General features: G+C 62.3%; 12 protein-coding genes. 6 read left to right on the top strand and 6 right to left on the bottom strand.

Features of this window, described 5'->3' with window-relative positions; translation table 11 throughout:
• Positions 1–54 precede the first annotated feature (54 nt).
• Both JFN93_RS17400 and JFN93_RS17395 read right to left on the bottom strand, forming a co-directional pair.
• Positions 55–1,578, bottom strand: coding sequence for a phospholipase D-like domain-containing protein (locus JFN93_RS17400; protein WP_199385402.1), 1,524 nt, complete (start codon positions 1,576–1,578; stop codon positions 55–57).
• Positions 1,575–2,312, bottom strand: a complete 738-nt coding sequence (locus tag JFN93_RS17395; protein WP_199385401.1) for an endonuclease/exonuclease/phosphatase family protein — start codon at positions 2,310–2,312, stop codon at positions 1,575–1,577. Before JFN93_RS17395 ends, JFN93_RS17400 begins: the two co-directional genes overlap by 4 nt.
• A gap of 403 nt (positions 2,313–2,715) precedes the next feature.
• On the opposite strand from JFN93_RS17395, the gene JFN93_RS17390 reads away from it, so the two are divergent.
• The 5 genes from JFN93_RS17390 (at position 2,716) to JFN93_RS17370 (ending at position 12,768) form a co-directional block, all read left to right on the top strand.
• Complete coding sequence (locus tag JFN93_RS17390) at positions 2,716–4,656, top strand: sensor domain-containing diguanylate cyclase (RefSeq protein WP_199385400.1); 1,941 nt, start codon at positions 2,716–2,718, stop codon at positions 4,654–4,656.
• A 530-nt stretch (positions 4,657–5,186) separates the two neighbouring features.
• Positions 5,187–7,247 carry a serine protein kinase PrkA gene (locus JFN93_RS17385; RefSeq protein ID WP_199385399.1) on the top strand — a complete coding sequence of 687 codons (2,061 nt, stop codon included), beginning with the start codon at positions 5,187–5,189 and terminating at the stop codon, positions 7,245–7,247.
• Positions 7,248–7,337: 90 nt separating this feature from the next.
• On the top strand, positions 7,338–8,714 hold the full coding sequence (locus JFN93_RS17380; RefSeq protein ID WP_199385398.1) for a DUF444 family protein: 1,377 nt from the start codon (positions 7,338–7,340) through the stop codon (positions 8,712–8,714).
• 118 nt (positions 8,715–8,832) lie between these two features.
• Positions 8,833–10,464 carry a SpoVR family protein gene (locus JFN93_RS17375; RefSeq protein ID WP_199385397.1) on the top strand — a complete coding sequence of 544 codons (1,632 nt, stop codon included), beginning with the start codon at positions 8,833–8,835 and terminating at the stop codon, positions 10,462–10,464.
• Positions 10,465–10,476: 12 nt separating this feature from the next.
• Complete coding sequence (locus JFN93_RS17370) at positions 10,477–12,768, top strand: serine protein kinase PrkA (protein WP_199385396.1); 2,292 nt, start codon at positions 10,477–10,479, stop codon at positions 12,766–12,768.
• A 107-nt stretch (positions 12,769–12,875) separates the two neighbouring features.
• Here JFN93_RS17370 and JFN93_RS17365 read toward each other — a convergent pair whose 3' ends face one another.
• The 4 genes from JFN93_RS17365 to JFN93_RS17350 all read right to left on the bottom strand — a co-directional run bounded on the left by JFN93_RS17365 (position 12,876) and on the right by JFN93_RS17350 (position 19,242).
• On the bottom strand, positions 12,876–14,057 hold the full coding sequence (locus tag JFN93_RS17365) for a methyl-accepting chemotaxis protein (protein ID WP_199385395.1): 1,182 nt from the start codon (positions 14,055–14,057) through the stop codon (positions 12,876–12,878).
• A gap of 234 nt (positions 14,058–14,291) precedes the next feature.
• Complete coding sequence (locus JFN93_RS17360) at positions 14,292–15,605, bottom strand: dicarboxylate/amino acid:cation symporter (protein WP_199385394.1); 1,314 nt, start codon at positions 15,603–15,605, stop codon at positions 14,292–14,294.
• 446 nt (positions 15,606–16,051) lie between these two features.
• Positions 16,052–17,452, bottom strand: coding sequence for a sigma-54-dependent transcriptional regulator (locus JFN93_RS17355; protein WP_199385393.1), 1,401 nt, complete (start codon positions 17,450–17,452; stop codon positions 16,052–16,054).
• Positions 17,449–19,242 (bottom strand): transporter substrate-binding domain-containing protein, encoded by a 1,794-nt coding sequence (locus JFN93_RS17350; RefSeq protein ID WP_199385392.1) that lies wholly within the window; start codon positions 19,240–19,242, stop codon positions 17,449–17,451. The genes JFN93_RS17355 and JFN93_RS17350 overlap by 4 nt, the downstream gene beginning before the upstream one ends.
• A 410-nt stretch (positions 19,243–19,652) precedes the next feature.
• Between JFN93_RS17350 and JFN93_RS17345 the strand changes: the two genes are divergently transcribed.
• Positions 19,653–20,012, top strand: a complete 360-nt coding sequence (locus JFN93_RS17345) for a response regulator (RefSeq protein ID WP_199385391.1) — start codon at positions 19,653–19,655, stop codon at positions 20,010–20,012.
• Positions 20,013–20,041: the final 29 nt, after the last annotated feature.

Genomic DNA, 20,041 nt, shown 5'->3' with positions numbered 1-20,041 from the left:
CGGCCGCTTTACGTTTGCCGAAGCAAACCTTCCGGTCGTTTTCGCCAAGACGGGCTACAGCACCGAAATCAGGTGGCTCAGCACCAGGATCCCCTTGGCGAAGGCACCGTTTTGGCGGGTGATCTCCTCGAAAAGAAACTCCTCGTCCAACGGCCTTTCCGGGTCTACCACCCGGGTTACCGGCTCGAGCACCTGGTAAAGATCCTTCCCTTCCAGCCCCTTCTCCGGGGCATAGCGACAAAGGCGGCATTGGGGATCGTCGGCCAGTTTTTCGAGTCGTGCCCAGAGCCCCTCCAGCGAGCTGAACTCATCCTCCCGCCCCATCCCGAACCATCCCGCGTGCTCCGCCAAAAGCGAGCAACGCACCTGCCGGATCGATGCCGCCAGCCCGGGCTCCCGCTCCGGATCCGCCTCCCAGCTCACGTTCAGCTCCGTATCCAGTCCCATGCTCCGGTTGGTGAGATTCGCCGATCCCACGGTCAGGAAGCGGTCATCCACCAGCAGGAGCTTGGAATGGATGAAGGTCATCTTGCCCTCCTCCGGCACCGAGCAGCGGGTTGAGTACAGGCCGAGCCGGTGCCCGGTCTCCCGGGCAATCCGTTGCAGGGCCAGAAGCATCTTCATCTGGGGCACCCCGAGGAACAGCTCCTCGGTGAACGGCAGCCGCTCCGGCAGGACCATCACGATCTGCAGACGGCTCCGGCCGGGAGCGGACATCCGGCTGATGAGGGTCCAGTAGATGGCGTGGGAGCTGAAATACTGGTTCTCCAGGTAGATGAGCGAGTCCGCCGCCAGGATCGCGTCGATGAAGAGACGCCGTATCTCGTGGACCGGCTCCAGAGGCGGGACGCTGCAGCGGGCGCGGGTCCGGCTGAGGGCAACTCGCTCCGCGCCCATCGGCAGCGCCCCGGGCGGCTCTTCCGGGGCAGACGCTTCCGGAACCGCCGGGAAGGAAAGGGCTCCTCCCCCGGCATTGCCCCAGCGTTCCGCAAACAAATCTACCAGTTCCCGAACCACCGCCCCGGTCAGGTAGGTCTGGACATCGTGGTAGGAGCCGTAGGGGTTGCCGTCAATGTCGGTGCGGCCCGGATTCTCCTCCCGGTGGTACCGATCGTCCCAGCGCGCCGAGCAGATGTCCATCCCCCCCAGGAACGCGATTTCCCCGTCGATGACCACGAACTTCTGGTGATGCGTGGCACCGACCGCGTGGTTGGCGTCGAAGAGAAAGTGGATTCTCTGGTTGGTGGTCCAGTTGAAGACGATGCTCTGGAACCACTCCCGTTCCATGGTGAAGACCAGGCTGAAATCCCAGGCCAGAAGGTAAATCTCCAGTTCCGGTGTCTCGGCGCAGAGCCGTTCCAGCACGTGCAGAAACTGCACATCCTTACCCTCGGCCTCTGAATTGCGGAGCAGGCGGACTTCGGTGTCGAACTGCCATCCCGCCAGCAGGATGTAGCGGCGGGCCTTTCGCGCGGCAAGGTAGAAGGCGCGGTAGTAGTCGGCGCCGTCGACCAGCAGGCTGCACCGGTCGGTGGGGAAGGTTCCCAGGCAATTCACCCCTTCCTTGAGAATCGTCATGGCAACTCCACCGTTACCAGGAGCGGGAAGTGGTCCGAAGCCACCCGGGTCAAGGGGTTGCGCGGGACCGCGACGCTCACTACCCGTACCTCGGATGAGACGAACACGTAGTCGATGCACATGAAGGGCAAACGTACCGGCCAGGTCGGCCACGGGAGGCGGCGCGCCAGGCGCTGGCCGTCGCGCAACCGGGACGTGATGCGGCGATAGGCGCCCGAGCCGGGCAGGGCGTTGAAATCACCGCACAGCAGCACCGGGGTGCGGCAGTCCGGATGCCCCAGCCATTCCGGCCCGACGATTGCCTCGGCCTGGGCCAGCCGCTCGGCTCGGTTGAGGCCAAAGTGGGTGGCCAGCATCTGGAAAAGCCCCCCTTCCGCTTCGATTTCCACCCAGAGCGCACCGCGCCGCTCAAAGCATTCCCGGCACGGGGTCGTGGGCACCGGCCCCGCCTTGATCAGGCGCAGGGGAAAACGGCTGAGGACCGCATTGCCGTATCCCCCTTCTTCGAGGCGGATGGACGAGTGGAAGTGGTAGGACATGTTGAGTGCGGTGGCGATCACGTGGGCCTGGTCGATGAGCGAGGTGCGCGCCAGCCCCAGGTCGAGCTCCTGGAGGGCGACCAGGTCGGGATTGCACCGGTCGATGACCTCGGCGATCCGCAGCGGGGCCGCTTTGCCGTCCATGCCGATGCAACTGTGCACGTTGTAGGTCATCACGGAGACGGTTTTGGACATGGCTGGGCTCGGAAAGGACGGGAATGCCTGACTGATGGTACTTCCTGATTCAAGGGCGGTTCGGTGCAGCACAGAGGCAAATGGTACTTAAAAAGAGATTCATGTCAATCGATCAACTAAACTGTTACCAATTACCATTCCGGCTCTTCAAACTGGACTTTTGGTCACGTTTTGCTGTCTGTTTTGCCGGTACTTCAGCGGCCGTGATGATTCATCCGATAAAAGTGCGTCCCCGTCGCGTCAGGTTAAATAATCCGTCGCAGCAGTAACAGGATATTCACAACTTGGATGTTTGAGATATAATACCCCTCACTATTCATTTTCGGATCGCGAGGGAATTCTCCGATGCAATGACTTCGGTTTCCGCCGTCAGAGCAGCGAAAACGCTTCCGAGGGAGGCACTATGAGTACAGCGGCGTCCGTGTGGTCCGGCAACATTCACGCTCAATACCCGCTGAGCCAGCAAACCCTCGCTCTAATCGAGGAGAAAGTGCGGGAGATGCTCGCCGTTTTGGGACGAAAAGCCACAGACGACGAGGCGAGGCGCCTGATCGAGCAATTTTCCCAGATGGAGCAGGAAAAGGCCTTTGCCGAGGGGGTCCTGGCTTCGGTGGGGGCCGGGATCAGCGTTCACGACCGGGAGCTCCGCATCATCTACCAGAATCCGGTCATGGTGGGGCTTTTCGGGGAGCACGTCGGCGAAAAGTGCCACCTTGCCTACAGTAACCGGGAGATCCCCTGTTTCGGTTGTCCCATCGCCGCCTGCATGAACGATGGCGAGACCCGCGTCGAGGAGCGGCGCCTCACCGTCCAGGGCGACCTCAAGGTGATGGAGACCGTCGCCTCCCCTTTGCGCGACGGCAGCGGGAACATCATCGGCGCCGTCGAGATGCTGCGCGACATTACCGGCCGAAAGAGCACCGAGGAAAAACTGACCCGCCTCAGCAATCTCTACCAGACCCTGAGCCATACCAACAAAGCCATCCTCAAGATCAAGAGCCGGGACGCGCTGTTCCAGGAGATCTGCCGGATCGCCGTCAAGTACGGCCGGTTCTGCCTCGCCTGCATCGGGTTGCCGGACCGCGCGACCGGCCTTTTGCGCCCGGTTGCCTTCAGCGGCACGGCCGAGCGTTACGTCCGCTCGCTCAAGGTTTCCATCGACGAGTCGGTCCAGGAGGGACAGGGGCCGACCGGCCGGGCGCTCCGCGCCCGCATCCCCTATATCTGCAACGACTTCCACGCCGATCCCACTACCGCTCCCTGGCACGAATCCGCCCGCAATTTCGGCATCGCCGCCTCGGCCACCTTCCCCCTGGTCCTGGAGGAGGGCGAGGTCGGCGCGCTCAAGGTGTACTCACAGGAAAAGGGGTTCTTCGACAAGGAGATGGTGGGTCTTTTACAGGAGATGGCCGCGAACATCTCCTTTGCCCTGGACAATTTCGCGCTGGAACGGAAGCGGGCCCAGACCGAACAGGCCCTCCAGGAAAGCGAAGAGCGGCTGAAGCTGGTTTTGGAAGGAAGCCGGGACGGGTTTTGGGACTGGAACGTGGCGACCGGGGAACTTCAGGCCAGCGCCCGCTACTTCGAGATCCTCGGCTTCGAGCCGGGAGAGGTGGCGTCGACCGCACAGGCGGTGCGCAACCTGGTGCACCCGGAGGACTGGCCCGCACTGAAGGCGGTCCTGGACGAGCACCTCGCCGGGGTCACCCACGCCTACGAGGCGGAGTACCGGATGCAGACCAAGACCGGGTCATGGGTCTGGTTCCTGGAGCGGGGCAAGGTGGTTGCCCGCGGAGGGGACGGGAGGGCGCTTCGGGTCGCCGGCACCTGCAGCGACATCACGGAGCGGAAGTACATCGAGGAAAACCTCCGTTATGTGAGCACCCACGACTCCATGACCGGCCTTTTCAACCGTGCCTATTTCGACACCGAGCTGGACCGGGTGATGCACAGCCGTCACTATCCGGTCAGCATCGTCATCGCCGACGTGGACGGGCTCAAGCACGTGAACGACGGTTTCGGGCACGGAGAAGGGGACCGGCTGATCAAGCAGGCGGCCCAGGCGTTGCGCGAGGCGTTCCGCGCCGAGGACGTCATCGCGCGGATCGGCGGCGACGAGTTCGCCGTGATCCTCCCCGATACCGACACCGATGCCGTGAAAGAGGCCGTGAAGCGGGTCCGGGACTACCAGGCACGCATCAACGAAGGGGAAAACAGCGACTACACTTTGAGCCTTTCCATCGGATCGGCGACGGCCGCAACCAGCGCCGACCTGCTCCCCACCTTGAAGCTTGCCGACTCGCGCATGTACTATTACAAGTTTCAGCGTAAGGCGAGGCAGTAAGTTCAACGATCAATGACCGACAATCAATGATCGATGGCGGTACTGACGCAGTCAGCGCCGGACGCTTCCTGGTCGAGCTGCCATTGCCAGAACCGGGAACCGTCGCGTCTTCCGCCCCTGACGCGAGCTACCAGCTCCACTCCAAGCAATGCGACAACATTTCATCACACTCTCAGCCACTTAGCATCCCGTCAAAGGGACATCCCCCCTGACATCGAGTGTTCCCGCCACTCCCTCAAAGCCGTCTTTACCTGCCAAACCCCACCCCCAGAGACTGATTCAGTCACCTTTTTTTTGAGTAATATCGCTGCGCAAGCATAGTTAATTACAATTAATTATGCTTGCGGATTCATTTGCCGCCGGTAAAATAAGTGAGCCTTCGACCCGAAAAAGCGCTATTTCAGCAATACTGCGGAGATGCGGTACTTCTCGCCATTGCTGTTGCTAAAAAAATCAGTAGTAGATTATACTTACCAATGAAGTTGAATATTAACATCAAGCACTAAAGACCACCTTTTCGGAGGGGAATCATGACTGCGCAGAAGAACAACACGCTCCGGCAACACTTGGCAGCCGTCAAGGCGGGTGAACGCGTTTTTGAGAACGCTTTCCAAGGGATCATCAGGATGATCCTGGAACCGGGGTTCGAAAAGGTCGTGGTCAACGCGAAGACCACCTACGACTTCAATATTTTTCGAACCGGACGGAAGCACACGATCGGGATGTACGACGAAATCAACAGCTTCGTCTCGTTCGTGAAGGACGCGGCCGAAGGGGGGTCCAGCAAGGAGATGGCCTTTGTCCTGGTGGGTGAGCCGGGCAACGGCAAGACCTTCTTCGTGGAGTTCCTCTGCGGCAAGTACCGCAACTTCCTTTCCCAGGACCGGAACCGGAAATACACCTTCCGCTTCCTGGACATGCAGCGGTTCGGGCACTACGGCAAGATCAAGGAGATCGACTCCCAGACCTACGAGGACCCGATGATCCTGGCGATGAACCTCTTCGACGATCCCGACCGCAACCGGCAGTTCCTCGCCGAGGCCGGGGGGTTCAGCGATGAGGAGCTCGAGACGCTGTACCGCAACTACCGCCCGCTCGGGGCGTGCTCCGGTTACATCTGGAACGAGATCCGCGAGTTCGAGGACTTGAACCTCGACAAGATGCTCGATTCCATCGAGGTCATCCCGGTGCCGATGAGCGAGAGCCTGGGGACCTTGACCGGCAAGTACCCCGCCAAGGACAAGATCACCTCCTCGGCGGTCGACCTGTTGGGGGAGGAGTCGATCCAGCGCCTTTTGCACCTGTCCGACACCAACAACCCGTACCGCTTCGACCTTAGGCGCGGCGCGCTGGCCCGGGTTGCCGGGGGCGGCATCCACTTCTCGGACGAGATCTTCAAGAACAAGAAGGACCTGGTCCAGGTCTACCTCGGGGTGATCCAGAACCGGGCCATCGAAATCGACGGCTACCGGTGGCCGATCGACTCCATGATCATCGCCACCAGTAACAACTCGGAATTCAACCGCTTCCTCTCCGAGAAGGAAGAGGCGCCGATCGTCGACCGCTGCCGGATCTGCTACGTATCGCACAACACCAACTACCGGATGCAGGAAGGGCTGACCAACTACGCCCTGGGGGGCGAACAGCGGACAACCCTCGCCAAGGAAACCCTGCACCAGGACCCGAACCTGAACTACGCCGCTTCGGTCGGGGTGGTGCTGACCCGTCTGCCGCGCTCGGAAAAACTGACCCCGATCGAGACCATGAAGCTTGCCGCGGGCGAGGTCGCCGGCGAGAAGAGCATCAAGGCGCTCGCCGAGGTGATCGACACCTTGGGCCAGGAACCGGACATCACCAAACGGTTCGGGCAGCGCGGGCTGGGCCACCGCAGCCTGGGCCGGAGCATCCAGATCCTGAAGGAGAGCTCGGACACCAACGAAGGGCGCTGCATGACCGCCTACGACATCTTCAAGTCGCTGGAGCGGGTGGTGCTGGACTACGTGGTCGAGCCCAACGAGCGCGCCAAGTACCTGGAGGACCTCAAGACCGGACGCCAGCTCTACCGCGAGCGGATCATGACCGAGATGTTCAACGCCTACATGGACGAGCCGTTCGCCATCAGAAAGGACGTCCTGAACTACGTGAACATGATCATCGGGATCGACGCGGAGAACCTGGGACCGGACCGGATGTGGAAGTACAAGGACCCGCAGACCGGCGAGCTCAAGGCGCTCAAGATCGACGAGCGCTACGTGAAGAGCGTCGAGGAGCGGATCGGGCTGAAGACCGAGGAGCAGCGCTCGTCGTTTAGGACCTCGATCCGGAAGATCTACGGGCAGAAGATCTCGGTGGATCCGAACTACGACTTCATGGACAACCTCGAACTGGTCAAGGCGGTAACCGACGTGAGGCTCAAGTCCGACATCGCCGGTGCCGGGTCGCTGATCGGCGCCCTGGCCAACCGGACCAACGAGGAAAACCAGAAGCTCTACGACCGGATGATCGTAACCATGCTCGGCAAGCTCGGCTACTGCCGCACCTGCGCCCAGAAGACCATCGAGTACTTTTGCACCCAGGAGGACGAGAGCTAAACGGACTCCTCCTTCCCCTGCGCGGGTCGGATCGGTCCCGCGCGGGGAAGGCCCAGCAAACAAATCACGCACTACGAGGTCGGCAGGGCCATGGCCAAAAGCGACTTGCAAAATCGACTGACTAAACTGCAACAACAGGGCCTCGACCCGGAGCGCGAAAAACGCTTCCGTGACGAGCTGGAGCAGGCCGAGGCGGACCACAATCCCCCGGCACCGGCTCAGCCCGGCCCTTTCCCGGGATTCTCCCGGAGCATCTACTCCTTCCAGGATCAGGCCGTGCTGCAGCGGCAGGAGCGGGTGCCCAACCCGTACACCCTGCACTTCAAGTCGCTGGACGACCTCTTGGAACGGGACCGGCAGCGCGAGGAAGACGGCTTTCCGCGCAAGATCAAGGTCGGCAAGCTGATCAAGCCGGGCAAGGGGGGGAAGGGAAAGGTGGTCGTCGTCCCCTCTACCGAGGAAGAGAAGCTGATCCACGACCCGACGGTGCGTCCTCCCGGCGAGGGGGGCTCGACCGGCGGGACCGGAAGCGAGGAGGAAGGGGATATCCTGGGCGAGCAGCCGGTACGCGATACCGGGGGTGAGCCGGGCGCCGGCCCGGGCCAGGGGGAAGGGGAAGGTCACGACCTGGACGCCACCGCCTATGAACTGGGGCGCGCCCTCACCGAGAAGTTCCAGCTCCCGAACCTGCGCGAGAAAGGGAAGAAACGCTCCTTCACCCGCTACACCTACGACCTCACCGACCGCAACCGCGGCAGCGGGCAGGTGCTGGACAAAAAGGCCACCCTGCGCCAGATCGTGGAGACCAACATCGCGCTGGGGAACCTCCCGAGCCTGGAGGATCTCGACCCGGTCCGGTTCCTGATCGCTCCCAAGGACAAGGTCTACCGCGTCCTCTCCCCGGAAAAGGATTACGAACCGCAGGCGCTGGTCTTCTTTGTCCGCGACTACTCCGGTTCGATGGCCGGCAAGGTGACCGAACTCGTGGTGACCCAGCACGTCCTCATCTACAGTTGGCTCCTCTTCCAGTACGGCGGGCAGGTGGAGTCGCGCTTCATCCTGCACGACACCGAGGCGAAAGAGGTCTCCGACTTCTACACCTATTACAACTCCCGGGTGGCCGGCGGGACCGAGGTGGCGAGCGCTCTCAAGCTGGTGAACGAGATCGTGGCCAAGGACCACCTGGATGCCGATTACAACATCTACGTCTTCCACGGCACCGACGGGGACGACTGGGACACCGGCGGCGACAAGGCGCTACCCGAGATCATGAAGATCCTTTCCTACGCGAGCCGTATGGGGATCACCATCGCCGAGCACAGCGGCACCCAGTGGACCGAGGTAGCGCGTTACATGGAGAACTCGGGCCTTTTGCGCGACAAGCCGGACCTGATCCGGATGGACATCATGAGCGAGGACGCGGACGAGGCGCGGATCATCGAGGGGATCAAGAAGCTTATTTCCTAAAAAGAGGTTCAACGTTCAAGGTTCAACGTTGAACCCGCAGGACGGGCCGAACGACTAACGTGGAACGACTAACGTTGAACGTTGAACGTAGAACGTTGAACGCTCTTTAGAGGCAGGCATGGAACTGATCAACCAACATACCAAGGAGATCATGGAGGGTTGCAAGGAGCGGGCACGCGCGGCGGGTCTTTCCTTCACCGACGAGAGCCTCGAGTACATCGTCACCAACCGCGATCTGATCGAGCTCTCGCCCAAGGTGATGATCCCGACCCTCTACGACTACTGGGTGCATGACGTCGAGGTCCTGCGCGGCAAGGGGGAATACGAGCTCTACCCCCACAACCCCTACGAGACGGTCATCAACACCCGTCCGCCGATCTCCTTTTACAACGACAACAACCCGGACTGGCTCAACGTGATGATCTTCTACCACGTGCTCGGCCACATCGACTTTTTCCAGAACAACCTCTACTTCCGCCACACCTGGGAGTACGACTTCACCGGGCAGGCGCTCTCCGACAAGCGGGTGATCGCCAAGCTGCGGGCCGAGAAGGGGCGCTGGGTCGACTACATCATCGAGTTCGCCCGCTCCATCGATAACCTGGTCGGCTACCACACCGAACTCTCCCCCCTGTTCGCCTCTCCCAAGCAGCACACCTCGAGCCGGCTCGACTACTACTTCGACGTCTTCCTCCAGGTGGAGAAGAAGCTTTCGGTGGGCGATTTCCTCAAGGAGATCAACCGCTACAACGACTTCGTGGCCCGGCTGGGAGAGGAGGCCGAGACCTCCTTCTTCGCCCAGATCGAGGTCAAGTACCCGGAATTCGAGGCGCACTTCCAGAAAAAAACCGGGGTGAAGCACACCGAGCGGCGCGACCTGCTCCGCTTCCTGGTGGAGAACTCGGAATTTCTGGCCCGCGAGGAAAACGTCTGGATGAAGTCGATCCTCGAGGTGATCCGCATGACCTCGATCTTCTTCCAGCCCCAGATCCGGACCAAGATCATGAACGAGGGGTGGGCGAGCTACTGGCACGAAAAGCTCTTCCTGCAGGACGACCGGATCAAGGGGCACGAGGTCGATTTCGCCCGGGTCCACGCCGGGGTCACCTCGATGCCGCGGGTCGGGATGAATCCGTACGCGCTCGGGATGCGGCTTTTCTGGTTCCTGAAAGAGGCGGCCGACGCGGGGCGGACCACCTACGACTTCCACCGGCTCACCGACGCCCAAGAGCGGAAGAACTACGACCGCGGCGACGGCACGGGAGAGGATTTCATCTTCCAGGTGCGGGAGAACCTGTGCGACTACCTCTTCCTCAAGAACTTCATCGACCAGGACTTCACCAACAAGTACAACCTCTTCGTCACCGGCAAAAGGCTCGACCAGCAGCGGATGGTCTGGCAGTACTACGTCAAGAGCCGCGACGCCCGGCAGTACCGCGACATGTGTCTGAACACGCTCTACCATCCGCCCAACATCGAGATCGACACCGAAAAGGGGGAAGAAGGCGCGCTCTACCTGATCCACCACTTCGAAGGGAAGCAGCTGGTCCAGGAGTACATCGCCAACACCCTGGTGGGGATCGAATACCTGTGGGGCAAACCGGTGCAGCTTGAGACCAGCGAGGCGGTATTCTCCCAGCCCAGTCACAGCCACTCGGGACCGCGTGACGAGGGGGCCGAGCCGGAGATCACCTGGCAGCGGGTGGTCTACACCATGAAAGAAAAGGTCCTGACCCGCAAAACGCTCTAACGGACGGAAACCATGGCAGACACCGAGAAAGTACTCAGACAGCTCAGCCGCGCGATGGTGGAACGGGAGGTGCGCGCCCCCCTCACTTTCGAGGAGTACCTGCAGCTCCTCACCGCGAACCCGCAGGCGGTCATGCGCAACATCTTCCAGATCTTCCACGACATGGTGCACTCCTACGTCGGGGAGGGGGCCGACGAGTACCCCGACGACCCGGAATCGATCAACTTCGTGAACTACGACTGCCGCAAGCTTTTCGTGGAAAACTCGGACCGTCCCTTCTTCGCCGACCGGCTCTTCGCAAACCGGCTGATGAACCACGTCGCCGCCATGAAGAGCGGGGCGCGCCAGAACAAGATCTACATCTTCGAAGGGCCCCCCGGTTCCGGGAAGAGCACCTTTTTGAACAACCTGTTGATGAAGTTCGAGGAGTACGCCTCGACCGAGGCGGGACGCTGCTACGAGGTGGTCTGGCGCCTGGACCGGCGCATCCTGGGGCGGTTCAAGGAGCACCAGGTCGGCGCCTTCATGGAGAAGCTTTCGCACCTGCTCGACGAGTACGAGCTGGAGCCGCAGGATTTTCCCGACAACAAGAGCGCGCTGCACCGAAGCGGCGACTACGTCGAGGTCGCCTGCCCCAGCCACGACAGCCCGATCCTCATGATCAACAAGGCGCACCGCCGCGCGTTCTTCGACGACCTGTTCCAAAACGACTCGTTCAAGTGGCGCCTGTTCACCGAGAAGGAATTCGACTGGGTCTTCAAGGATTCCCCCTGCACCATCTGCTCCTCGCTTTTGCAGGCGCTTTTGAGCCGGCTGGACCACCCGTCCGAGCTCTTCAAGATGATCTACGTCCGCCCCTACCGCTTCAACCGGCGGCTGGGCGAAGGGATCACGGTGTTCAACCCGGGCGACCGGCAGATGAAACAGAACATCCAGACCAACGAGCTTTTGCAGCGCAAGATCGACCTTTTGCTGCGCGATTCCAACGAGGTGAAGTACCTCTACTCGAACCTCGCCCGGACCAACAACGGGATCTACGCGCTCATGGACGTCAAGGCGCACAACGCCGAGCGACTCCTCGACCTGCACAACATCATCTCGGAGGGGATCCACAAGGTGGAAGACCTCGAGGAGAACGTGCGCAGCCTCTTCATCGCCCTGATGAACCCGGAGGACGAGCGGACCATCGAGGGGGTGCAGTCCTTCACCGACCGGATCGAGTTCATAAACATCCCTTACGTCATGGACCTCAACACCGAGGTCGAGATCTACCGGAACATCTTCGGCAAACACATCGACACGAGCTTTCTCCCCCGGGTTTTGCACAACTTCGCCCGGGTGATCATCTCGACCCGGATGAACATCAAGTCGGACGCCCTCCTGGAATGGATCGGCGACCCGTCCAAGTACCGGCTCTACTGCGACGAAAAGCTGCAGATCCTCAAGATGGAGATCTACACCGGGCACATCCCGAGCTGGCTCACCGAGGAGGACCGCAAGCGGCTGACCGCGAAAAGGCGCCGGCGGATCATTGCCGAGAGCGAGCACGAGGGGGACCGCGGCTTCTCCGGGCGCGAGTCGATCAAGATCTTCTCCGACTTCTATTCCGCTTACGCCAGGAAGGACAAGATGATCAACATGTCCCACCTGGTGACCTTCTTCACCCGCTGGCACAAGGAGCTGAAAGAGGCGATCCCGGAGGGGTTCCTCGATTCGCTGGTGCACAACTACGACTACCAGGTGCTCCAGGAGGTCAAGGAGTCGCTGTACTACTACAACGAGGAGCAGATCGAGCGCGACATCCTCAACTACATGTTCGCCGTCAACTTCGAGATCGGGTCCGTGGAGATCTGCCGGTTCACCGGCGAAAAGCTGGAGATCACCGAGGAGTTTTTGACCGGCATCGAGGGGAGGCTCTTGGGGGGCAAGGCCGACTACGACAACCGGATGGCGTTTCGGCTGGAAACCCAGAAGGAGTACACCGGCAGGGCGCTCACCCAGGAGATCCTGGTGGACGGCAAAAGCCCGAAGGAGACCCATCTCTACGAGTCACTGCATGAGCGCTACGTCTTCAACCTGAAGGAGAAGGTGCTCGAGCCGTTCCTGGAGAACGCGAACTTCAGGCGCGCCATCAAGGACTACGACACCGAGGCGTTCAAGACCTACGACAAACGGATCCGGGACGACGTGACCTTCCTGATCAACAACCTGAGCTCCGAGAAGTTCAAGTACACCAAGCAGGCGGCCAAGGAGATCTGCGTCTACGTGATCGACAACGACCTGGCCCGGAAATTCCACGTTTAGTCGGAGGGTGCCTGCCGGGTCCAATCGGACCCCGGCAGCAGCATTCGCAAAAAAAGGGCGCCAAAATCTGGCGCCCTTTTTCGTTACCGCTGTGGCAGCAAAGCCCACTAGCCGACCTTGAACCGGCTCACCATCTCGGTGAGCTGGTGCGCCGACTGCGCCAGTTGCGCGGCCGACTGCTCCGAGTGGCTCGCCCCCGCCGCCGCATCCTGCACCACCTGCGCGATGTGCCGCATGCTGTTGGTCACGTCGGCGCTGGTCGCCGACTGCTCCTCGGCCGCCGTCGCCACCTGGGCGACCGACTCCAGAAGCGGCGCGATCTGCTCCTTGATGCTCCCGATCGCCTGGGAGGAGTGCCGCACGTCCTCACTGCCGTTTCTTACGCTCCCGGCGCTCTGTTCCATCGACCCCACCACGTTCTTCACGTCCCGCTGCAGCGCGCCGATGATCGACTGGATCTCGCGGGTCGACGAGGTGGTGCGCTCGGCCAGCATGCGGACCTCGTCGGCGACCACGGCGAAGCCGCGCCCCTGTTCGCCGGCCCGCGCCGCCTCAATGGCGGCATTGAGCGCCAGGAGGTTGGTCTGGTCGGCGATGTCCTCGATCGCCACCACGATGTCGCCGATCCGCTCCGAGTTCGCCCCCAGCGCCTTCACCGCATCCATCGTCCCCACCACCATCCGCTCGATTTCCTGCATGATCATGGTCATGTGGGCGACGGTCTCCTCCCCCTTGCGGGTGGCCTGGCCGGTCCCCTCGGCGTTGGCCGCCATCTTCTGGCAATGGAGGGCTATGTCGCTGCTCACGCTGGCCAGGTCGGAAAGCGCGCTGGTGATGGCGCTGGACTGGTGCGACGCTTCCTCCGTCCCCTGCGATATCTTCGCGGAGGTGGTGTTCAGTTCGCTGGAGGCGCGGCTCAGCTGTTCGGCGGTCTGCTGAACGTGGGACAGGATCTCGCGCATCGATTCCTGGAGTTTCCGCATGGAGTGCAGCATCCGGCTGATCTCGTTGCGGCGGAGGATCTTGATCTCCTGGGAAAGATCCCCCTTGGCCATCGTTTCCAGATAGCCGACCGCCCGGTTCAGCGGGGTCCGGATGGACCAGATGTTGATCCAGCCGAAAAGCCCCCCCATGACGATGAACAAAGCCGCTGCGCCGTAACGGATCAGCACCGAATGGGATTCGGCAGTCATCGCCGTGGCGACGATGCAGAGGCTGTAACAGGTGCAGAGGATGGTCAGGCGCAGCCCGATAGTGAGGTTCAGATACAGGTTGGTTATCGCGTTCATATTGCTCCCGAAGGGCCGCCTTGGCCCCGACGGATGTGAAGGTCGCTCGCCGAAGGCGGAAGTTTGCTTGTCTCTTCGGAGCCAAACGCGGTTACTTAAGCATAATTTTGCACGAGAATACGAATTTTGGACTTGACAGGGAGGGGTGAATCCTGGAGCTGCAGGGTCCCGGAGCCGGAATAAAAAAGGGGGCCCTTCCGGGCCCCCCAGGTTCAGCAGATAAGCTGCCGAAGGTTACGCTTCCCCGGCATAGGCATCGAGGGCGATTTCTTCTTCCTGCGCCTCGGCCGGCTCGCCGTCCAGTACCCGCTGCATCCGGTTCAGGTCCAGCTCCTTCTCCCAGCGGGAGACGACGACGGTCGCGACGCCGTTGCCGACCAGGTTGGTCAGGGCGCGTGCCTCGGACATGAAGCGGTCGATGCCGAGGATCAGCGCCAGGCCAGCCACCGGGATGGTCGGGATCGCGGTGAAGGTGGCGGCCAGGGTGACGAAGCCGCTGCCGGTGACCCCGGCGGCCCCTTTGGAGGTGAGCATCAGCACCGCGAGGATGGTCAAAGTCTGGGTCCAGGTGAGCGGGGTGTTGGTCGCCTGGGCCACGAAGACCGCCGCCATGGTGAGGTAGATGGAGGTACCGTCCAGGTTGAAGGAGTAGCCGGTCGGGATGACCAGGCCGACGACGGACTTGGTGCAGCCGAGGTTTTCCAGCTTCGCCATCATGCGCGGCAGGGCCGATTCGGAGGAGGAGGTCCCCAGGACGATGAGGAGCTCTTCCTTGATGTAGCGCACGAACTTGAAAATGTTGAAGCCGCAGAGTTTGCCGACAATCCCCAGCACCACGAAGACGAAGAGGAGGCAGGTCAGGTAGAAGCAGCCCATGAAGGCGCCGAGCTTGGCGAGGGAACCGACCCCGAATTTGCCGATGGTGAAGGCCATGGCCCCGAAGGCGCCGATCGGAGCGGCCTTCATGATGATGCCGACCACCCCGAAGAAGACGTGGGAGACCTGGTCGATGAACTTGAAGACCACCTTGCCCCGCTCGCCGAGGGCAGAGAGGGCGAAGCCGAACATGATCGCGAAGAGGAGCACCTGGAGGATGTCACCCTTGGCGAAGGCATCGACCACGCTGGAGGGGATGATGTTCATGATGAAGTCGACGGTGCTGTGGGCGGACTTGGCTTGGGTGGTGATCGCGGCAATCCCCTTGGTGTCGATCTTGGTGACGTCCGCGTTGAAGCCGACCCCGGGCTGGAGAAAGGTGACGACGGCAAGGCCGATGGCCAGGGCCACCGAGGAAACCACCTCGAAGTAAAGGAGAGCCTTGGCGCCGACGCGGCCGACCTTCTTCATGTCCTCCATCCCGGCGATGCCGGTGACGACGGTACAGAAGATGACCGGCGTGATGATCATCTTGATCAGCTTGATGAAGCCGTCGCCCAAAGGCTTCATCTCCACGGCGACCTGCGGGTAGAGGCTCCCCAGCGTAACCCCAATGGCAATCGCCGTTAGGACCTGGACATACAGATGCTGATAAAACTTTTTCCCTTTCATGTCATACCCCTTTTTATGTCGATACCGTAGTGGGTTAAACGTCTCGCGGAGAGTTGCGCGGCAGCCGAAACCCGCAACCGTATACGAAATTCTTAAAACAATGTTAGCAACCCGCGTGCCGCCCGGTAACGAATCTGTAACATGCCGGAAGTGCGTAGAAAAAAGGGGAGAAAGGACTGTGAGGAAGAGCGAAAGGGTATAACCGGTTTGCGGGAGAACGGGGGGTGAGGGCCAAAAACCTTGTGACATCAACCAGTTGCGGCACGTATAACCGCAGTTATATCCATAACCGAGGTTATACCCATTACATCAGGTGGACGAGGTGGACAAGGTGGGAACAAGGTGGACGGGCGGATGGTGGTGATCGATACGTCCCCTCCCCTTCAAGGGGGTTGCGCGCGAGAGCGCAAGCTGGCAACACAGGGTGAGGATGGGGTTCAGCCTTGCTACTCCCGGTTCTTCAGCCTCTTGCTCAACGCCGGCTGCGAGATCCCCAGCAGCCGAGCAGCAATCGTCTGGTTACCGCCGGAGCGTTGCATCGCCTCGGCCACCAGGAGCTCGGCCGCCTCGGTGAAGGTCGGGAGCCGGTCCGCCCCGGCAAAGAGGTTCCGCTCCGGTGCCGGGGCGGCGGGGCGCTTGGCGCCGGCAGGCCCGATCGCCTTCAGGAAGGTCTCCATGGAGAGGATCCGCTCCCGGTGCAGGCTCACCGCGTCGTACACCATCGCGCGCAGCTCGCGGATGTTGCCGGGAAAATCGTAGGTGCAGAGCAGCTGGGCCAGCTCCCGCGGCGGGGTCGGCTTCTTCTTCCCCAGGGCCTGCGCTGCCTCTCCGAGGAAGTGGTCCAAAAGCAGCGGAATGTCCCCCGGGCGCTCCCGCAAGGGCGGAATGAGGACGCGGTGCGTCCGAAGCCGGTAGTAGAGGTCGCGGCGGAAGGCCCCTTCCTTTTCCTTGGCAACCAGGTCCCGGTGGGTCGCCACGATGATGCGCGCCTTGAGCCTTTTGGGGCGGTCACTCCCCAGCGGGAAGTACTCCCCCTCCTGCAAAAGACGCAAGAGCTTCACCTGGGAAGGGATGCTCAGATCCCCGATCTCGTCCAGGAACAGGGTCCCGTCGGTCGCCTCCTCGATCATGCCGCGCCGGGCCTGGTCGGCGCCGGTATAGGCCCCGCGAACGTGACCGAACAGGGTGTCGGCAAAGACCGTGTCGTCAAGCCCCGCCACGTTCACCGCGACCAGGGGACCGGTGTTCCCGCTCAGGGTGTGCACGGCGCGGGCAACCAGCTCCTTGCCGACCCCGCTCTCCCCGGAGATCAAAAGCGGCTGGCGGCTCTTCGCCACCGCCTCGATGTAGCAGAAGATGGCCCGCAGGGCGCGGTCGTTGGTGACGATGTCCACGAAGGCCTCGGGGTGCCTCAGCTCGCTGGAGAGGATCCGATCCGAGATGGCGCGGTTTTCCCGCTCGAGGTCGAGGACCCGGATGGCCCGGAGCACCCCGGTCACCAGGCGGTCTTCCTCCACCGTCTTCACGAAGTAATCGAACGCCCCCAGCCGCATGCAACGGACCGCGGTCTCGATCTGGTTCATCCCGCTCACCACGATGGTGAGGATTTCCGGGTGCCGCTCCGCGATCTGGGCCAAGAGCGCCTCGCCCGGAAGGTGGGGCATGGTGAGGTCCAGAAGGACCAGGCGCACCTTGCGGGTGGCGAGAATCCCGGGGACCTCGCGGGAATCGCTGCAGGTGAGGATATTGGTGATCCCGGCGCGCGCCAGGGTGAGGCTCACCGAGCGGAGCCAAGCTGGCTCGTCATCCACCAGGAGGATGCCGAAAGAAGGGACGGTCTGCGTCATTGCTGCTCTCCTGGTCCGGTCGGCAGTGACAGGACCGCGGTAGTTCCCCCACCCGGGGGGGAGTCGAAACTCAAGCTGCCGCCGTGCTCCTGGACGATCCCGGCGGAAATGGAGAGCCCGAGCCCGGTCCCGCCGCTCTCCCTCTTGGTGGTGAAGAAGGGGTCGGTGAGGCGGTTCAGGAACTCCTGGGGGATCCCCACCCCCTCGTCACGGATGCTGACCCGCAAAAGCGCCTGCTCCGGATCGTAGCTCGTGGCGAGCCGGATCGCGCGGTCCGGGGCGGGGAGGGCCTGACAGGCGTTGACCAGCAGGTTCACGATCACCTGCTCGATGCGCTGGGGGACCCCCAGGGCCGGCGGGAGGTTCTCGGCGAACTGCGTCGAGAAGCGGCTGGTCGATTTGCGCAGCGTCGGCTCGAGCAGACGCAGCGCCTTTTGCACCACGTCGTTCAGGTCGAAGGGCTCCTTGCGCGCCACGGTATCCTGGCGGGCGTAATCCTTCAGATCCTCCACGATCCGCTTGATCCGGCTCGCCCCCTCCCCCATCTCCTCCAGCATCTTGGGGACTTCCTCGCGCATCCTGCTGTAGGGGATCCCCCCCAACGGAAAGTCCCCCTCCTTTTGGTAGCGCTCCTCCAGGGTTTCCTCCGTGTCGCGGAAGACGTCGCGCAGAATCGGAAGGTTGAGCAGGATCAGGCCGTTGGGGTTGTTCACCTCGTGCGCGACCCCCGCCACCAGCGTCCCCAGGGTCGCCATCTTGTCGGCCTGGATCAGCTTGTCCTGGTGGCGTTTCAACTCCTCCAGGGCGCGGTTGCGCTCCGCCACCTCCTGGGCCAGCTCCGCGGTGCGGTCGGCGACCCGCCGCTGCAGCGTCCGCGACCATACCGCCGTCCCGGCGAGGACGCCCAGCAGGGGGAGCAGGACGGCCAGGCCGTACTTCAGGGCCCGGTCCCGGCTCAGCCGGGGCTGCTCGTGCACCCCGAGCCACTTGTCGTAGATGGCCTGGTACTGCCCGGTCTGCTCCAGGATGGCGAGACCTTCGCTGAAACGGGTGAGCAGTTCGGTATTTCCCTTGCGGACCGCGTAGCAGTATTTCTCGGCGGCGACGCTGCGGGCAACCGGGACGACGTTAGTAAGATGCAGCTGGCTGATCAGGGACATCCCGGGAAGCGCCGCCACCACGGCGTACTCGCATCCTCCGGCAGCCAGAAGGCGCAGCGCGTCGGCGGGGGACTTGGCAAGGACCAGCTCCGGCCCCAGCCCGAGCCGCACCAGGGAGTCGTGCATGATCCCCCCCTTGAACACCACGACCTTTTTCCCGCGCAGCTCCTCCAGGGTGGTGACCACCTTGGTGCCGCGGCGGGCGAAAATGGCATGGTGCACGATGGTGTGGGGCGGAGAGAAGTCGACCTCATGGGTCCGGTCGTCGGAGAAGGACATTCCCTGCAGGATGTCGACCCGCCCGGCGCGCAGCTCGTCGCGCAGCCGGGACCAGGTCCCGAAGCGGAACTCCACCTTCACCCCCATCACCTCGGCGATGGCCCGGGTAAGGTCAACGTTGTAGCCGGCCGGGTGGCCGTTGGCGTCGAGGAATTCGTAGGGGGGATAGGCGTAGTTCGCGCCGACCAGAATCGGCGGCCCCGCCGGTTTGGCCTCGTCGTAGGCCGCGTGGCCCGGGCGCGGGAAAGCGACGGCCAGGAGCAGCACCAGGAGCAGCATGCTAAGACGCGGCAACGCCGAGGGTATGCGGGGACCGGGGCGGATGTTCCCCGGCGGGAGATCAATGCTCATCAACGACTCGTTAACCTGGGGTGGCTCCTGCACCCAAAGCAGGGGCGCCAGGTGGGCGCCCGGGCAGCTTCGGGGAAGAAAAAACGGATGCAGCGCGAGATGCCGGCCGGGCGCGGAGTCCCTTCGATTGAGCGGCGGCGGGGACCCACCTTTCGGCCGGCCCCCTACCATAGCACAGGAAGCGCAAAATAGGTCCATTTTTGCGGAGACGGACCGCCTGCGCCGGGGCTTACGCCGGGCGCCGCCGCATTTTCCGCCTCCCCCCGGTCGCCGTTGGCCCGGCCGGAAGGGAATTCAGAGCTGCCCCAATTTTTTAATAAAGAAAATGACCGTTCCTGCCGATACCAATCAGTAACTTATCAAATACAACGACGCCTCGCTGCGTCGCGAAATCCCGGAGGGAGTCAACGATGAAAAAAGTCGTCATAGCCGATGACAGCATCGCCGTAGCGCGCCAGCTGGAGAAGATCCTGGTCGGCTCGGGGGAGTTCGAAGTCGTCGCTCAGGCGCGCAACGGCCTTGAAGCCATCAAGCTGTACCAGCAGCACCACCCGGACCTCGTCTGCATGGACATGAACATGCCGGGAATGGACGGGATCACCGCCCTCAGAAGCCTGGTGGCCCTGGACAAAAACGCCAAGGTCGTCATGGTCACTTCGCTTGGGGGCGTCGGGGACAAGTTCACCGAAGCGCTTCGGCTCGGGGCCAAGGGGGTCATCTCCAAGCCGTTCGAGGCCGAGGAGCTGTTGCAACTGCTCCGCTCGGTCTGAACCGGGGGCGTCCTAGTTGATGAATCTTG

This window comes from Geomesophilobacter sediminis (assembly GCF_016458275.1).
GTDB classification, from domain to species: Bacteria; Desulfobacterota; Desulfuromonadia; order Geobacterales; family Geobacteraceae; genus Geomesophilobacter; species Geomesophilobacter sediminis.
The sequence above is the reverse complement of the archived record's forward strand: the minus strand, read 5'-3'. Positions and strand labels throughout refer to the sequence as shown.

Bases quoted from the DNA above. Each gene is read 5' to 3' on its own strand.
- JFN93_RS17365 (WP_199385395.1), bottom strand. From the start codon at position 14,057: ATGAACGCGATAACCAACCTGTATCTGAACCTCACTATCGGGCTGCGC.
- JFN93_RS17380 (WP_199385398.1), top strand. From the start codon at position 7,338: ATGGCCAAAAGCGACTTGCAAAATCGACTGACTAAACTGCAACAACAG.
- JFN93_RS17360 (WP_199385394.1), bottom strand. From the start codon at position 15,605: ATGAAAGGGAAAAAGTTTTATCAGCATCTGTATGTCCAGGTCCTAACG.
- JFN93_RS17395 (WP_199385401.1), bottom strand. From the start codon at position 2,312: ATGTCCAAAACCGTCTCCGTGATGACCTACAACGTGCACAGTTGCATC.
- JFN93_RS17355 (WP_199385393.1), bottom strand. From the start codon at position 17,452: ATGACGCAGACCGTCCCTTCTTTCGGCATCCTCCTGGTGGATGACGAG.
- JFN93_RS17385 (WP_199385399.1), top strand. From the start codon at position 5,187: ATGACTGCGCAGAAGAACAACACGCTCCGGCAACACTTGGCAGCCGTC.
- JFN93_RS17400 (WP_199385402.1), bottom strand. From the start codon at position 1,578: ATGACGATTCTCAAGGAAGGGGTGAATTGCCTGGGAACCTTCCCCACC.
- JFN93_RS17370 (WP_199385396.1), top strand. From the start codon at position 10,477: ATGGCAGACACCGAGAAAGTACTCAGACAGCTCAGCCGCGCGATGGTG.
- JFN93_RS17390 (WP_199385400.1), top strand. From the start codon at position 2,716: ATGAGTACAGCGGCGTCCGTGTGGTCCGGCAACATTCACGCTCAATAC.
- JFN93_RS17375 (WP_199385397.1), top strand. From the start codon at position 8,833: ATGGAACTGATCAACCAACATACCAAGGAGATCATGGAGGGTTGCAAG.
- JFN93_RS17350 (WP_199385392.1), bottom strand. From the start codon at position 19,242: ATGAGCATTGATCTCCCGCCGGGGAACATCCGCCCCGGTCCCCGCATA.
- JFN93_RS17345 (WP_199385391.1), top strand. From the start codon at position 19,653: ATGAAAAAAGTCGTCATAGCCGATGACAGCATCGCCGTAGCGCGCCAG.